Here is a 14711-nt window from a genome sequence, read left to right as displayed (position 1 = left end):
GGCGAGCGCCCCGACTCGTGCGGGTGCCGAGCTGCTGTCGCGACATGCTGACCTCCCGGCCGGTCCGCGACCGGCGACTCCGCTGGATACACAGCGGGGAGTCCCTGGAACACCACTCCGGTGTGACCTGAGTCACACATCTCGGGATGTGCCTCCGGCCGGTGGTCGATCCGACGGGATCAGGCGTGCCGCCGAGGCGTACACCATGATCGACCGCCTAGACTCGGCCCGGCTCGACCGACCGGCGGATGGATCAGGCAGATGACGAGCATCGGCAGCGACGACCGCGGCTGGCTGCGGACGGTATCCGCCGAGAGCGGACGCGACACGCCGCTCAGCCGCGCCGGCCAGCGGATCCAGACGAACCGCAGGCTCAGTGACCTGGTCCAGGGGCGGCCACCCGGTGTCACCGGCAGCCAGTGGAGTTCGGCCAGCCGCGCCAGCTTCGACTTCGTGGTCCGCTCGGCCGACACCGGCCGCGCGGTTGTCGCCGTGGAGATCGGCCCGGTCGCGGCCGCCGGCTCGGCGGAGCAGCGCGCCGAGCGACTGAAGGACGCGGTGAGCGAGGCCGTCGGCCTGCCCGTGCTGCGAATCGGTTCTCCGACGTTGCGGGCGGCCGAGCACGGGCGCCGCCTCGTGGAGTACGTGATCGACGCGCGCGCCTACGCTGCGGGCAGCGCCGTGGTGGCCACCTCCGACGACGAACCGGTCCCGACGGGTTTCCGGGACATCCTCGGCCGGTTGCCGGACGGCCGTACCGGAGCGGTCAACGATCTCGGTGCGCTGACCCGCGCGGCGGTGGTGGAGGCCTACGTGGCCGGGCGGGTGGCCGACCCGATCGTGCGGGGACTGCACGTCCGCTGGGCGGACGGGCCGGCGCAGGGATGGAGTTGGGTGCAGGTCCGCCCCGACGCGTGCCTCGTCGAGCGGGTCTCGGTGACCGAACACCGCTTCTCCTGCGGGATCGACCCGGCCCGGCTTGCCGAGGATCTCGCCACTGTCGCCGTCGGGGAGCGACTGCGGGAAGACGCGGCCGCCAAGCTGGTGCCGCGCGCCGAGTTGACCGCGCAGATCGTCGCGCTGAGTCGACGCCGCGACGAACTGGTCGGCGGGTTCGCCTTCGACCACCTCTGCGCCGACTGACGCCGCACCCGTTCCACCTGCTGATTCACCGCTCCGCCCCGCCTCCGTGTCGGGTCGCGGCAATTTCCTGTGAACTGGTTGAACCTTCTCGGTCGCCGCCCCGTACTCCTGCGCGAATGAACAGGATCTCCCCACTCGCGTCGTCGGGACCCGGGGGACGGTGTGGAAAGGGCATCGTCGGCCATCGACGCATTACCGGGTAGGTCACGGTGCTCGCCGCCGTGGCGTGCCATCTCACATCCGTCGGTCCGCCGAGGGCAGGAATCCACAACCGGATCGAGAAGGAGAGCAATTCGATGCGCAGGTCCACTCGGGCGCGCCGGTCACCCGGCAACGCGCGGAGCAAGCGTCTGTTGGCCGTTGTCGGCACGCTCGCGGTGTTCGGCGGAGTCGTCGCCGTGACCCAGATTTCGTCGGCCCAGGACCGGCGGACCAATAAGCCCCGCCCGGCCGCCGGGCAGTGCGTGGAACCGAGCCCGGGCGCGACCGCGCCGACCGGCGACGGTTCCACCAGCCGAACCTGGCAGAACGGTCGGTGGGTGCGCAACCACTGGGGTGACGGGCAGCAGTCGGTCCCCGAGTGTGAGGACGGAAAGGACGGCACGGTCGGCACCGGCACGGCCATCGCCTGCCCGGACGTGACGGCCAAACTGCCGCAGGTGCCGGACCGGGCGCGGGCCGAGGTGGACCGCAACCTCGCCCAGTTGCAGGCGCAGATCGCCGAGGCGGACCGCCGTCTCGCCGCCGAGGGCAACAAGGGTGAGGCGTTCATCCGCAACGCGATCCTGCAACCGCTGGCCGGCAAGCGGCGCGCGGTGCTGGACCGGATCACGACCGCCATCGACCGTGTCGGCCCCCGGCCGCAGGGTCTCGCGGAACTCGCCCCGTGCACGGTGCAGCCGACCAACAACGGTGGCGGCAACAACGGCAGCGGCAGCACGCCCACCCCCACCACCAGCACCGGCGGCAACAACGGTGGCGGCAACAACGGTGGCGGTAACAACGGTGGCGGCAACAACGGTGGCGGCAACGCCCCCGGCGCCGGTCTCGGCGTGCTGGCCAACGACTGCGACGAGAGCCGCCTCCAGCCGCACGACGGCTTCCAGAACGGCAACCGCTGCGTGAGCACCGAGTTCGGTGAGGTCGGCGCCGCCGCGAACAACCCGTCGCTGCTGATCACCCAGTTCCCCCAGCAGGTGGGCCAGAACCAGGCCTTCACCCTGCGGGTCAGCACCCGCAACCTGGTCCGCGACCGCTTCCTGGCGGCCGGTCAGGGCGGCTACTACGTGGAGAGCTCGCTGCTCAACGCCCAGGGCCTGGTCCGGGGTCACTTCCACACCGCGTGCCGGATGCTGGACAGCCTGACCACCCCGCCGGAGCCGCAGGAGGTGCCGGCGTTCTTCGTCGCGACCGAGGACGGTCGCGGTGGGGCCCAGCCCGACGAGGTGACCATCCAGATTCCGGGCCTGCCGGAGTCGGGCACCGCGCAGTGCTCCGTCTGGGCCGGTGACGGCTCGCACCGTCTGCCGATGATGGAGCGGGCCAACCAGACGCCGGCATTCGACTCGGTGCGCATCACCGTCAACTGACCGGACGTACCAACGGCGGCCGGTCACCCGGGGGCGACAACCCCCGGGTGACCGGCCGCCGCGTCGTCGAGGTTTCCCGGACACAACGACGGGGCCCCGCCGGAAACGGCAGGGCCCCCTCGTCGACTCGCGCGTCAGCGGCTCTTGTACGCCTCGACGACCTCGACCGGGATCCGGCCCCGTTCGGAAATCTTGTAGCCGTTCTTGACGGCCCATTCCCGGATTGCTCGGTTCTGCTCCCGATCCATTCCCGCGCCGGCGGGTCGCCCCGGACGCCGGACCGAGCGCGCGCTCTCGACCGGGCCGCGCCCGATCCGCCGACCCGCATTGATGTACGGATCCAGCGCCTTGCGAAGGACGCCGGCATTCTCGTCCGAGACGTCGATCGTGTAGGCGACGCCGTCGAGACTGAACTCGACCGTCCGATCGGCCTTCCCACCGTCGAGGTCGTCGGTCAGGACCGTGATTACTTTTCTCGCCATTGCCGATTACTCCCTGTGTGCGGCGGGATGTGTCCAAAGTCTGACCTATCACCCCCGGAATCCGCAACAATACGCGTCCTATTCATTCGGCGCGTCGCGATTCCGTTACCGAGCAAAACCGTGAATCGGGGCGGATGAACTGGCCTCATTCGCCGAGAAGGCCGGTGTGACCGGCGATGGCGGCCGCCTCCGCCCGGTTGGAAACCCGCAACTTGCGCAGCAACGCGGCGGTCATTCGTTTCACCGTCCGCTCCGAGACATGCAGTTCGTCGGCGATGTCGACGGTGTTGCGGCCGGAGGCGATCGCCCGCAGCAGCCGGCGTTCCTCGCCGTCCAGGTCGACGGGCGTCGCGTGGGTGGGGCGCAGCATCGCGTGCAGCAGCGCTCCCGGGAGGACCGCCCACCCGTCGAGGACGGCCCGCAACGGGGGCAGCAGCGCCTCCGGTTCACTGGTCTTCGGCAGGAACCCCTCGGCGCCGGCCCGCAGCGCCTCCAACGCCGGTGCCGGGTCGGTGGAGCCGGACATCGCGACCACGCGTATCCGGGGGGTGGTCCGTCGGATCGCGGCCACCGCCCGGATGCCGCCCGGCGGCGGCATGTGCAGGTCGACCAGGGCCAGGTCGGGCTGGCAGCGGCTGACCAGCGCCGCCGCGGCGGCGGCGTCGCCGGTGGAGGCGACCACCTCGGCCCGGCCGTCGGTGGTGATGGGGAGCAGCAGTTCGAGGCCGCGGACGAAGAGGGGGTGATCGTCCACGACGACGATTCGCATGGTGGAGGCTCCCGGCATGTCTGCGCCGTTCCCCAGCGGGTACCGATCATGCGGGTACGCACCGAACGAGGGGAGTCGGGTGGATGCGCGCACGCCACGGTTTGCAGGGCCTGCTGCGAGGGTTGCGCCGGATCGAGCCCGCTTCGGGTGACCTGCGCGCACCGGTGGCCGATTCGGAGTTGCTGTTGCGGGTGTTGTGCCACGAGTTCCGTACGCCGATCAGCACCCTGACCTCGCTGACCCGCGCGTTGGCCGACGAGCACCGCGAGCTGAGCGGCGCCGACCGGCGGGCGATCACCGAGCTCGCCCGCGATCAGGCCGCCCACCTGCAGAGCCTGCTGCGCGACGCCACGGCCGGCACCGGCGCGCTGGCGCTGAACCCCCGACCGGAGCCGACCGTCGCGCTGGCGGGCATTCTGCGCGAGGCCGCCGCGCTGGTGCCGGTCGGCCGACGGCGGGTGCGCGCCACCCGGTTGGCGGGATCCTGCCCGGTGCCGGCGGGACGGACCCGGCAGGTGCTCGTCAACCTGGTGGAGAACGCGCTGCGGCACGGGCCGTCACAGGGGCAGGTCGGGCTCTACGCCACGGTGCGCGGCCCCGGCCTGAGCGTGCTGGTGACCGACGAGGGGCGCGTCGACGACGCGCTGCTCGCCGCGCTGCGCCGCCCCGCGCCCGGGCACGGGATGTCCGGGTTGGGGCTGTGGATCGTCCGGCAGCTCGTCGCGGTGGACGGGGGAGCGCTGCGGGCGCATCGGTTGCAGCCGCGCGGGGCGGCGCTGGAGGTGCTGCTTCCGGTGCGCTGACCCCGCCGGGACACGGATTGGCCCGGCCGGGTCACCGGTACGGGAACGGCTGCACTGCCGATTTCCGTACCGAGGGGGTCAGATGTTCAGTCACGTCAAGGACCTGCAGTTCGAGGCCAAACCGGACGGCCCGGACGCCGCGTTCGCCCGCCGCCTGCAGGAGGTGCTGGGCGGCAAGTGGGGCGAGATGACTGTCGCCAACCAGTACCTCTTCCAGGGGTGGAACTGCCGCCTGCCCGGGAAGTACAAGGATCTGCTGCTCGACGTCGGCACCGAGGAGATGGGCCACGTCGAGATGATCTGCACGATGATCACCCGGTTGTTGGACAGCGCGCCGCTGTCGCTGTCGGAGGGCATCGCGGAGGATCCCGGTGGGGCGGCGATCTACGCCGGCTCGAACCCGGCGCACTTCATCCACGCCGGTGCCGGAGCGTTGCCCGCCGACTCCAACGGGGTGCCGTGGAACGGCGCGTACGTCACCGCCAGCGGCAACCTGCTGGCCGACTTCCAGCTCAACGTGACCGCCGAGGCGCAGGGTCGGCTCCAGGTCGCCCGGTTGTTCCAGATGACCGACGACCCCGGCGTCAAGCAGATGCTGCGCTTCCTGCTGGCCCGCGACACGATGCACCAGAACATGTGGCTGGCCGCGATCGAGCAGCTCAAGGAGGACGGGTTGGAGGACATGCCGGTGCCGGAGGCGTTCCCGGACTCCGGTGACCTCACCGAGGAGTACGGCTACACGTACCTCGGGTTCTCCTCGGGGACGGACGCGGCGCAGAGCCGCTGGACGTCCGGACCGTCGCCGGACGGCAAGGGCGAGTTCCGGTACGACGACAACCCGCGTGCGAACGCCCCGGAGCCGGTGCTGCCGCCGGGAGATCCCCGGCTGTACGGCACCACCCCTGGGGTGGCCGGCTCGATCGCCAACACGGTCAAGAGCAAGCTCACCTGAGGTCTCCCGTCGGGTCGCCCGTTGTCCGCGGGCGACCCGACGGGCCGGCAGGGGAGTGGCCTGGGTCACAAGCCGGAACAAGGGGAACGCTTTGTTACTTGAGCCAGACACGCTCAAGTCAACGTGATGGCAGGTGTTCCATGGCAACTCTTCCGGTACTTCCACTGACCGACGCCGTGCTGCTGCCCGGGATGGTCATCCCGGTGACCCTCGACCCGTCCACCCAGGCCGCCATCGACGCCGCCCGCGCGACCGGCGACCGCAAGCTGCTCGCCGTGCCCCGGATCGACGGCGAGTACGGCCCGGTCGGCGTGATCGCCACCATCGAGAAGGTCGGCCGGCTGCCCGAGGGTGAGCCCGCCGCCGTCATCCGCGGCCTGTCCCGGGCCCGGATCGGCTCCGGCGTCCCCGGCCCCGGCGCGGCGCTCTGGGTCGAGGCGTCCGAACTCGACGAACCCGCCTACGCCGGCAAGGCCCGCGAACTCGCCCGCGAGTACCGCGCCCTGGTGACCTCGGTCCTGCAACAGCGGGGCGCCTGGCAGGTCATCGACGCGGTGGAGCGGATGACCGACCTCTCCGAGTTGGCCGACTCGGCCGGTTACGCGCCCTGGCTGACCCTGGAGCAGAAGACCGAGCTGCTCGCCGCGCCGGACGTCACCTCCCGACTGGAGCTGCTGGTCGGCTGGGTGAAGGACTACCTGGCCGAGCAGGAGGTCACCGAGCAGATCAACAGTGACGTCCGCGAGGGGCTGGAGAAGTCGCAGCGCGAGTTCCTGCTGCGTCAGCAGCTCGCCGCGATCCGCAAGGAGCTGGGCGAGGACGAGCCGGACGGTTCGGCCGACTACCGGTCCCGGGTGGAGTCCGCCGAGCTGCCGGAGAAGGTCCGCGAGGCGGCCATGCGCGAGGTCGGCAAGCTGGAGCGGGCCAGCGACGCCTCCCCGGAGGCGGGGTGGATCCGCACCTGGCTGGACACCGTGCTCGAAATGCCGTGGGGTACGCGTACCCAGGACAACACCGACCTGGCCGCGGCCCGGGCGGTGCTCGACGCCGACCACGCCGGCCTGGCCGACGTGAAGGACCGCATCCTGGAGTACCTGGCCGTGCGCAACCGGCGTGCCGAGCGCAACCTCGGCGTGGTCGGCGGACGCGGCTCCGGCGCGGTGCTCGCCCTCGCCGGCCCTCCCGGAGTCGGCAAGACCAGCCTCGGCGAATCCGTGGCGCGGGCGCTCGGCCGCAACTTCGTCCGGGTGTCCCTCGGCGGTGTCCGCGACGAGGCGGAGATCCGCGGTCACCGGCGCACCTACGTGGGCGCGCTGCCCGGCCGGATCGTCCGCGCGCTGCGCGAGGCCGGCTCGATGAACCCGGTCGTGCTCCTCGACGAGGTGGACAAACTGGCCGCCGGCTACGCCGGCGACCCCGCGGCCGCCCTGCTGGAGGTGCTCGACCCGGCGCAGAACCACACCTTCCGGGACCACTACCTGGAGGTCGACCTCGACCTGTCCGACGTGCTCTTCCTGGCCACCGCGAACGTGGTGGAGTCCATCCCCGGCCCGCTGCTGGACCGGATGGAACTGGTCATGCTGGACGGTTACACCGAGGACGAGAAGGTCGCCATCGCCCGGGACCACCTGCTGCCCCGGCAGCGGGAGCGGGCCGGGTTGACCGCCGACGAGGTGGAGATCGCCGACGAGGCGCTCGCGCTGATCGCCGGGGAGTACACCCGGGAGGCCGGCGTCCGGCAGCTCGAACGGGGCCTCGCGAAGATCCTGCGCAAGGTGGCGGTGACGTTGGCGACCGACCCGTCGCCGGTACGCGTCGACACCGACAGCCTCACCGGCTACCTGGGGCGGCCGAAGTTCACCCCGGAGTCGGCCGAGCGCACGGCGGTGCCCGGCGTGGCGACCGGCCTCGCCGTCACCGGCGCCGGCGGGGACGTGCTCTTCATCGAGGCGACCAGCATGGAGGGCGAGCCGGGGCTGACCCTGACCGGCCAGCTCGGCGACGTGATGAAGGAGTCGGCGCACATCGCCCTGTCGTACCTGCGCTCCAACGGGCGACGGTTCGGCATCGACCCGAACGCCCTGGCCGGGCGGCGGATCCACGTCCACTTCCCGGCGGGCGCGGTTCCCAAGGACGGCCCGAGCGCCGGCATCACCATGGTCACGGCCCTGGCGTCGCTGGTCACCGGCCGCCCGGTCCGTCCCGAGTTCGGGATGACCGGCGAGGTGACGCTGTCCGGTCGGGTGCTGCCGATCGGCGGGGTGAAGCAGAAGCTGCTCGCCGCGCACCGGGCCGGCCTCACCGAGGTGATCATCCCGGCGCGCAACGAGCCCGACCTGGACGACCTGCCGGCCGAGGTGCGTGAGGCGCTGACCGTGCACACCCTGGCCGACGTGGCCGACGTGCTCGCCCTGGCACTGACCCCGGCCGACGTGCCGGCCCTGGACGGACCGGCGCTCTTCGTCTCCTGACCCTCCGACCGCGATGACCCCCGCCGTCCCCGTGACGGCGGGGGTCATCGATGTTCGACCATCGAGCGCTACTGTCGCGCGTGACGCTTCCCAACACCTCTCCGCCGTACGGCGCTACCCCCGGAGGAACCCGTGAACCTGGTGCTGTGGATCATCCAGATCCTGCTCGCCGCCATCTTCGGCGGCGTCGGCGTGGCCAAGCTGACCCAGCCCAAGGAGAAGCTGCACGAGACGATGGGCTGGACCCGGGCGGCCACGCCGATCCAGGTCAAGGTGATCGGCGCCCTCGAACTGTTGGCCGCCGCCGGGCTCGTACTGCCCGCCCTCACCGGCATCGCCACGGTGCTCACCCCGCTGGCCGCGCTCGGGTTGGTCATCATCATGATCGGCGGCATCGTGGTGCACCTGCACGGCGTGCGGACGGAGACCGTGCCAGAGCGACGCAAGCTGGAGATCCAGGGCACGGTGACGTGCCTGGTGCTGCTGGTGCTCGCCGCGCTGGTGGCGTGGGGCCGGTTCGGGCCGTACTCGTTCTGATCCCCGGCGCCGGCGACCGTCGTACCCCGGCGGTCGCCGGCGTCGTGCTCAGCGCTCGTCGCCCCCGCGGTCGCGACGCACTGTCGCCTTGCGGCCCTTGATCGTGCTCTGCCGCAGCCCGGAGATCACCTCGTCGGCCACCCCCTGCGGCACCTCCACCAGGGAGAACCGGTCGGCAATCTCGATCGAGCCGATGTCCCGGCCGCGGATCCCGGTCTCGCCGGTGATCGCGCCGACCAGATCCTGGGGGCGCACGCCCGCGCGCCGGCCCAGGCCGACGAAGACCTGGACGGTGTTGCCGCCGCCGGACCGTGGACGACCCCCGCCCCGCCGGTCGCCACCCCGACCGCCGGACTCCGGTCGACCCTCGCGGGGACCGCGCACCGGAACCTGCGGGATCTCCTCCTCGTCGTCGGAGCCCGGCGACGTCACCTCGTGGGCCAGCTTCACGGCGGCGAGGGCGACCTCCATCAGGTCGAACTCGTCGGTGAGCGTCTCCACGATCACCCGGTACGGGTCGAGGTCGTCCTCCAGCAGGCTCTCCCGCAGCGCCGCCTGGGTCAGCTCCAACCGGCGGGTCCGCATGTCCGCCACCGTGGGGATCTTGTCGATGGTGATCCGCTGGCCGGTCACCCGCTCGATGGTCTTGAGCATCCGGTGTTCGCGCGGCTCGGCGAGGGTGATCGCCACACCCTCGCGGCCGGCCCGGCCCACCCGGCCGATCCGGTGCACGTACGACTCCGGGGCGGACGGCACGTCGTAGTTGACCACGTGGGTGAGCTGCTCGACGTCCAGCCCGCGGGCCGCCACGTCGGTGGCCACCAGCAGGTCCGCGGTGCCCGCCCGCAGCCGGCCCATGACCCGGTCGCGCTGCTCCTGGCTCATGCCACCGTGCAACGCCTCGGAGCGGTAACCCCGGCCGTTCATCGTCTCGGTCAGCCGGTCGACCTCCTCCCGGCTGCGGCAGAACACGATCGCGGCGGTGGGCGACTCGACGTCCAGCACCCGACCCAGTGCGGCCGGCTTGTGCGCCCGGGTGACGATGTACGCGCTCTGCCGGACCCGGGGCGCCTCACCCGCGACCGGCTGCTCCCGACCGATCTCGATCCGGACCGGATCGCTGAGGTGCTGCCGGGCCATCCCGTCGATACGCGACGGCATGGTGGCGGAGAAGAGAACCGTCTGCCGCTGCGCCGGAGCGTGTTCCAGGATCGCCTCGATGTCCTCGGCGAAGCCCATGTCGAGCATCTCGTCGGCCTCGTCGAGCACCACCGTGCTCAACCCACCGAGGCGCAGGGTGCCCCGGGCGATGTGGTCGAGGGCGCGGCCCGGGGTGGCCACCACCACGTCCACACCGCTGTCGAGTGCCCGCAGCTGCCGTCCGATCGGCTGCCCACCGTAGATCGGCAGCACCCGGGCGCCCAGGTCCTTGCCGTAGCGGTGGAACGCCTCGGAGACCTGCACCGCCAGCTCACGCGTCGGCACCAACACCAGCGCCACCGGGTCACCGCCACGACGGTGGGCCGTCATGAGGTTCAGCAGGGGGAGCGCGAACGCCGCCGTCTTGCCGGTGCCGGTGGCCGCCTGACCCAGCAGGTCCCGACCCTCCAGCAGCGGTGGGATCGCCTCCCGCTGGATGGGTGTGGGCTCCTCGTAGCCGAGGGCGGACAGCGCGCCCAGCAGTTCGGCGCGCAGCCCGAGCTCGGTGAAGGCGTTCACCTCGTCGGTGCCGGCGGGGGTGGCGTCGGACGGTGCGTCGTGCTGTGCAGGTGCGGAACTCATGTGCCAAGCCTTTCATCACGCCGTCCGGGCCGCTGCGCCGACCGCCACATGAGCGCGGCAGGTGCCCCGTCAGCGGCGGTCGCGGTCAGGCGGGGGTGCTCAGGATCGCCAGGATCATCACCGCGGCGAGGATCGCGTCGAGCACCCCGCAGAACTCGGTGTAGCCGCGCGGCACCACCCGGCCGGACCGATGGTGCGCCAGGTCCCACCCGGCGTGCGCCAGCCAGCCGAGCGCCACCAACCACTCGGCGGTCCGGCCGCCGGCGGCCACCGCGACCAGCGTCACGGTGCCCCAGACGGCGAGACCGACGAGTTGGGTGGGGAGCACACCCGGACCGCGCAGCGTGCGCCGGAACAGGCCGATCAGCAGGTAGCCGCCGGGCAGCACCAGCATCGTCCACGGGCTGAGCACCCCCGGGTCGAGCCACATGTCCGCGGTCACCAGCAGCGCCAGCCCGGTCGGCCAGCGGCGGGCGAGCGCCACCACGGCCGGGTGTCGACGGATCACCGCCGGCGACTCGTGCCGATGCCGCACCGCCACCAGCACCATCGCCGGCACCATCAACAGGTGACCGCCGAGCAGCAAGCCGTCGGCGTCGAGCAGGCCGATCCAGTACGGCACGAACAGCAGCAGGAACGGGACGTACATGGCGGCGGCCATCTCGCCCACCCCACGCCAGTGGTGCGCCCGGTAGCGCATCCACACCGTCATCCCGACGGTCATGGTGGTGGCCATCACCAGCGCGGCCACCTCCGGGCGGGCCAGCGCGCCGGTCGCACCCAGAGCGGCACCGCCCATCTCGACCAGCGGCCCGAGCAACAGCATCCCGGCGACCATCGCCAGCGCCATCTCGCCGAGATGCCACAGCAGCCGTCGCGTACCGCCGGCCGGCGTCACGTCGGTCCGCGTCGCGCCCGTGGGCACCGGCTGGTCGGTCGTCAGTGGCCCGGGCGACGGTACGCGGGCGGCGGTGTCGGCGTACATCCGTGTGTTTTCCATGCCCTGACAGTGCCGGCGCTCCGGCCCGGCGGGCAGACGCGTCCGTCACCGGATATTCGTGCGCGTCGCACGGTCCGACCGTGACAATTCGCATGGGTGGACCGGGCGGCGCGCGGTCCTAGGATCGACGCGTGACGAGCGAGCCGGCGACTCCCCGGGCGGACCGCCGGCTGCTCCGGGCCCGGCGGGCGACGTTGCTGTCGCTGGCCGTCGGGATGTGGGCGACCGTCCTGCTGCCGGCAGCCGGCCTGAGCCGCGAGCCGGACGTCGGCCGCGTCGCGCTCGGCGCGGTCGGCATCCTCGCCTTCGCGGCCACCCAGACCGCCGTGTTGTACGCGGCGGTCACCCCCTGGCTCGCGCAGCGGTGGCGACGGCGCGCCCAGCTCGGTCTGGCCGTCGTGGCGGTACTGACCGTGCCGTTGGTGGCGCCGGTCGCGGCCGGGGTCTGGCCGACCTGGGCGTGGCTCGGCGCCTCCCTGGTCGGGATGGCCCCGTTGGTGGTCCGCCTTCCCGGAGCGCTGGCGGTCACCGCCGGCACCCTCCTGGTGTCGGCGGCGGTGGCCTGGTGGACCGGCGGATCGGTGGGGCGTTCCCTGGCCGTGACGGGCGGGGTCGGGGTGGGCGTGGCGGCGGTCAACAGGTTCCAGGTCTGGTTCTGGGACCTGCTGGTGGAGGCCCGGCAGGGACAGGCCGCCCAGGGCAGGCTGGCCGCCGCCGAGGAGCGGCTGCGCTTCGCCCGCGACGTGCACGACCTGCTGGGGCACAGTCTCACGGTGATCGCGCTGAAGGCCGAACTCGCCGCGCGGCTCGCGCCGGTCGACCCGGTTCGGGCCGGTCGGGAGGCCGCCGAGGTGCAGCGGCTCGCCGCGTCCGCGCTCGCCGAGGTCCGGGAGAGCGTGCACGGCTACCGCGCTGTCGACCTCGGCGAGCAGGTGGCCGCCGTGGCGGAGGTGCTCCGGTCGTGCGGAGTGCGCTGCACGGTGCCGTCGCCACCGGTGGACCTGCCGCAGCCGGCCGCGACCGAACTGGCGGCGGTGCTGCGCGAGGCGGGCACCAACGTGCTGCGGCACAGCCGCGCCGACTGGTGCCAGATCCACATCGACCGGGAGGGGAACGTGGCCAGGATGACGGTGGTCAACGACGGCGCCGACGAGAGCGGCCCGGACGAACACAGCCACGGCCTGCGGGGACTGGCCGACCGGCTGGCCGCGGCCGGGGGAGAGCTGCGAACACGTCGCCAGGACGCGGTGTTCACCGTCGAGGCCACAGTGCCGGTGCCGTCGTGATCCGCGTCCTGCTGGCCGACGACGAGGACCTGATCCGGGTGGCGGTCGCCGCGCTGCTCGGCCTCGAACCGGACATCGACGTGGTGGCCCACGCCGCCGACGGGCCGACGGCGGTCACCGCGACGATCGCGCACCGCCCGGACGTCGCCGTGGTGGACCTGGAGATGCCCGGCCTGGACGGCATCGCCGTCGCCGCCGAGCTGGCCCGCGTCCGTCCAGAGTGCGCGGTGGTCGTGTTGACCGGGCACGGCCGCCCGGGGCACCTCCGTCAGGCGTTGACCGCCGGGGCGCGGGGTTTCGTGCCGAAGGGCTCGCCCGGCGGGGCGCTCGCCGACGTGATCCGCCGGGTGCACACCGGTGGCCGGTACGTCGACCCGTCGCTGGCCGCCGACGCGCTGACCCTGCCGGCGTGCCCGCTCACGCCTCGGGAGTTGGAGACGCTGCGGCTGGCCGAGTTCGGCGCGCCGGTGGCGGTGATCGCCCGCCGGGTGCACCTGTCCACCGGCACGGTCCGCAACCACCTGTCGGCGGCCGTCCAGAAGCTCGGTGCCGCGGACCGGGCCGAGGCGGTCCGTGCCGCCCGGGACAACGGCTGGCTCTGATCCGCTCGATCCTCCGGTCAGGTCGTTCGGCGCTGCTGCGACACCTCGACTTCCTCCGAATCGTGGCCTTCCTGCTGCGAAGATGGGCAAATGGCCAGGAAAGTCGCGGCGGGTCCGGTCGACCCGGTGCGGTCCAGTGCCGTCGAGCTGTTCTTCGACCTCGTCTTCATCTTCACCCTCGGCCGGCTGTCGGCGACCCTGGTCGAGGAGCCGAGCCTCCTCGCCGACGCGCAGGCCGTGATCTTCCTGCTCGCCTTCTGGTGGATCTGGTACAACACCAACCTCGCCACCGACAGCCTCGACTGCGAACGACCGACGGTGCAGATCCTGATCATCTGCGTGATGCTCGGCAGTCTGTTGATGTCCATCAACGTGCCGGACGCCTTCGGTGACCAGGGTTTCGTCTTCGTCGGCGCGTACCTCGGGATCCACCTCGGCCGCACCCTGGTCATGGCCCTCTACCTGCACGGCACCCCGGCCTGGCGTCGGCCGGTACGGGGGATCGTCTGGTACCTGGTGTCCGGGACGATCTGGTTCGCCGGGGCGGCGGCCAGTGGCGACGAAGCGCGCGTCCTGTTGTGGGCGTTCGCACTGGCGATCGACTACTCGGGGCCGGTCCTCGGCTGGCCGGTTCCGTGGCTCGGTCGGGCGCGATCGACCGAGTGGCACCTCTCGGGCGAACACCTGAACGAGCGGTACCGGCAGTTCATCATCCTGGCCCTCGGCGAGACGATCCTGGCCACCGGCAACTTCTACCGGCTGTCGCCCCGGAACCTGGCCAACACCACCGCCTTCCTGATCACCTTCTGGACGGTGGTCTTCCTCTGGTGGACCTACTTCTACCGCACGACGAGCAGCCTCGCCGCGAAGATCGACACCGCGGTGGACCCCTATCGGATCAACCTGCGGGCGAGCTACACCCACCTGGTGATGGTGGCGGGCATCCTGCTCACCGGCATCGGAGGCGAGCTGATGCTGAAGGAGCCCGACGGGCAGCGGTCGACCGGCAACGTCGTGGCGATCCTGGTCGGGCCACTGACCTTCCTCGTCGGACGGATGATCTTCGAGATCTGGGTGTTCGACCGCCTGACCAAGCACTGCCTGGCTGCCGTGGTGGCGTGTCTGATCCTGAGCCCGGTGGCGACGCGGTTCCCGCCGCTGGCGGTGGGACTGCTGGGCGCCGCCACCATCACCGTCGTCGCGGTCTTCGACCTGACCCATCGGGCCCGGATCGCGGGCGGAGTCAACCCCGTCTCCGGCGAGGACGTCGCCCTCCGCCGTACCCGTTAGCGTGT

The 14711-nt window shown here is 72.1% G+C and carries 13 protein-coding genes; 9 read left to right on the top strand and 4 right to left on the bottom strand.

Features of this window, described 5'->3' with window-relative positions:
- Positions 1-261: 261 nt before the first annotated feature.
- Positions 262-1143: a DUF2726 domain-containing protein gene (locus O3438_RS06080; RefSeq protein WP_269678990.1), complete on the top strand. Its 882-nt coding sequence runs from the start codon at positions 262-264 to the stop codon at positions 1141-1143.
- 296 nt (positions 1144-1439) lie between these two features.
- A complete protein-coding gene (locus O3438_RS06075; RefSeq protein WP_269678989.1) occupies positions 1440-2732 on the top strand; it encodes a hypothetical protein in 1293 nt (430 codons plus the stop codon).
- Positions 2733-2866: 134 nt separating this feature from the next.
- On the opposite strand, the gene O3438_RS06070 is transcribed toward O3438_RS06075, so the two are convergent.
- Both O3438_RS06070 and O3438_RS06065 read right to left on the bottom strand, forming a co-directional pair.
- Positions 2867-3214 carry a histone-like nucleoid-structuring protein Lsr2 gene (locus O3438_RS06070; protein WP_088989485.1) on the bottom strand — a complete coding sequence of 116 codons (348 nt, stop codon included), beginning with the start codon at positions 3212-3214 and terminating at the stop codon, positions 2867-2869.
- Positions 3215-3359: 145 nt separating this feature from the next.
- On the bottom strand, positions 3360-3983 hold the full coding sequence (locus O3438_RS06065) for a response regulator (RefSeq protein WP_269678988.1): 624 nt from the start codon (positions 3981-3983) through the stop codon (positions 3360-3362).
- A gap of 83 nt (positions 3984-4066) precedes the next feature.
- Here O3438_RS06065 and O3438_RS06060 point away from each other — a divergent pair, with 83 nt between their 5' ends.
- The 4 genes from O3438_RS06060 (at position 4067) to O3438_RS06045 (ending at position 8746) form a co-directional block, all read left to right on the top strand.
- Positions 4067-4786, top strand: a complete 720-nt coding sequence (locus O3438_RS06060) for a sensor histidine kinase (RefSeq protein WP_269678987.1) — start codon at positions 4067-4069, stop codon at positions 4784-4786.
- A gap of 82 nt (positions 4787-4868) precedes the next feature.
- A complete protein-coding gene (locus O3438_RS06055; RefSeq protein WP_269678986.1) occupies positions 4869-5738 on the top strand; it encodes a manganese catalase family protein in 870 nt (289 codons plus the stop codon).
- Positions 5739-5878: 140 nt separating this feature from the next.
- Positions 5879-8209 carry an endopeptidase La gene (gene lon, locus O3438_RS06050; protein ID WP_269678985.1) on the top strand — a complete coding sequence of 777 codons (2331 nt, stop codon included), beginning with the start codon at positions 5879-5881 and terminating at the stop codon, positions 8207-8209.
- A 132-nt stretch (positions 8210-8341) separates the two neighbouring features.
- The gene (locus tag O3438_RS06045) at positions 8342-8746 is read left to right on the top strand and encodes a DoxX family protein (RefSeq protein ID WP_269678984.1); all 405 of its coding nucleotides are present in this window, start codon (positions 8342-8344) and stop codon (positions 8744-8746) included.
- 48 nt (positions 8747-8794) lie between these two features.
- Here the strand turns inward: O3438_RS06045 and O3438_RS06040 are convergent, their stop codons facing one another.
- Positions 8795-10528 carry a DEAD/DEAH box helicase gene (locus O3438_RS06040; RefSeq protein WP_269678983.1) on the bottom strand — a complete coding sequence of 578 codons (1734 nt, stop codon included), beginning with the start codon at positions 10526-10528 and terminating at the stop codon, positions 8795-8797.
- Between the two features lie 85 nt (positions 10529-10613).
- Positions 10614-11528: a hypothetical protein gene (locus tag O3438_RS06035; RefSeq protein WP_269678982.1), complete on the bottom strand. Its 915-nt coding sequence runs from the start codon at positions 11526-11528 to the stop codon at positions 10614-10616.
- 131 nt (positions 11529-11659) lie between these two features.
- Here O3438_RS06035 and O3438_RS06030 point away from each other — a divergent pair, with 131 nt between their 5' ends.
- The 3 genes from O3438_RS06030 (at position 11660) to O3438_RS06020 (ending at position 14706) form a co-directional block, all read left to right on the top strand.
- A complete protein-coding gene (locus O3438_RS06030; RefSeq protein ID WP_269678981.1) occupies positions 11660-12814 on the top strand; it encodes a sensor histidine kinase in 1155 nt (384 codons plus the stop codon).
- Entirely contained in the window at positions 12811-13416 is a 606-nt protein-coding gene (locus O3438_RS06025) for a response regulator transcription factor (protein ID WP_269678980.1), read from the top strand. The genes O3438_RS06030 and O3438_RS06025 overlap by 4 nt, the downstream gene beginning before the upstream one ends.
- A 90-nt stretch (positions 13417-13506) precedes the next feature.
- Positions 13507-14706 carry a low temperature requirement protein A gene (locus O3438_RS06020; protein ID WP_269678979.1) on the top strand — a complete coding sequence of 400 codons (1200 nt, stop codon included), beginning with the start codon at positions 13507-13509 and terminating at the stop codon, positions 14704-14706.
- The last annotated feature ends 5 nt before the right edge of the window (positions 14707-14711 follow it).

Origin of the sequence: Micromonospora sp. WMMC250 (assembly GCF_027460215.1) — a bacterium.
In the GTDB taxonomy this organism is placed as follows: domain Bacteria; phylum Actinomycetota; class Actinomycetes; order Mycobacteriales; family Micromonosporaceae; genus Micromonospora; species Micromonospora taraxaci.
This window is presented reverse-complemented; position numbering and strand designations above follow the sequence as displayed.

What these genes read in the sequence shown, in the direction of transcription:
- O3438_RS06080 (WP_269678990.1), top strand. Translation starts at nt 262, where the DNA reads ATGACGAGCATCGGCAGCGACGACCGCGGCTGGCTGCGGACGGTATCC.
- O3438_RS06075 (WP_269678989.1), top strand. Translation starts at nt 1,440, where the DNA reads ATGCGCAGGTCCACTCGGGCGCGCCGGTCACCCGGCAACGCGCGGAGC.
- O3438_RS06070 (WP_088989485.1), bottom strand. Translation starts at nt 3,214, where the DNA reads ATGGCGAGAAAAGTAATCACGGTCCTGACCGACGACCTCGACGGTGGG.
- O3438_RS06065 (WP_269678988.1), bottom strand. Translation starts at nt 3,983, where the DNA reads ATGCGAATCGTCGTCGTGGACGATCACCCCCTCTTCGTCCGCGGCCTC.
- O3438_RS06060 (WP_269678987.1), top strand. Translation starts at nt 4,067, where the DNA reads ATGCGCGCACGCCACGGTTTGCAGGGCCTGCTGCGAGGGTTGCGCCGG.
- O3438_RS06055 (WP_269678986.1), top strand. Translation starts at nt 4,869, where the DNA reads ATGTTCAGTCACGTCAAGGACCTGCAGTTCGAGGCCAAACCGGACGGC.
- lon (WP_269678985.1), top strand. Translation starts at nt 5,879, where the DNA reads ATGGCAACTCTTCCGGTACTTCCACTGACCGACGCCGTGCTGCTGCCC.
- O3438_RS06040 (WP_269678983.1), bottom strand. Translation starts at nt 10,528, where the DNA reads ATGAGTTCCGCACCTGCACAGCACGACGCACCGTCCGACGCCACCCCC.
- O3438_RS06035 (WP_269678982.1), bottom strand. Translation starts at nt 11,528, where the DNA reads ATGGAAAACACACGGATGTACGCCGACACCGCCGCCCGCGTACCGTCG.
- O3438_RS06020 (WP_269678979.1), top strand. Translation starts at nt 13,507, where the DNA reads ATGGCCAGGAAAGTCGCGGCGGGTCCGGTCGACCCGGTGCGGTCCAGT.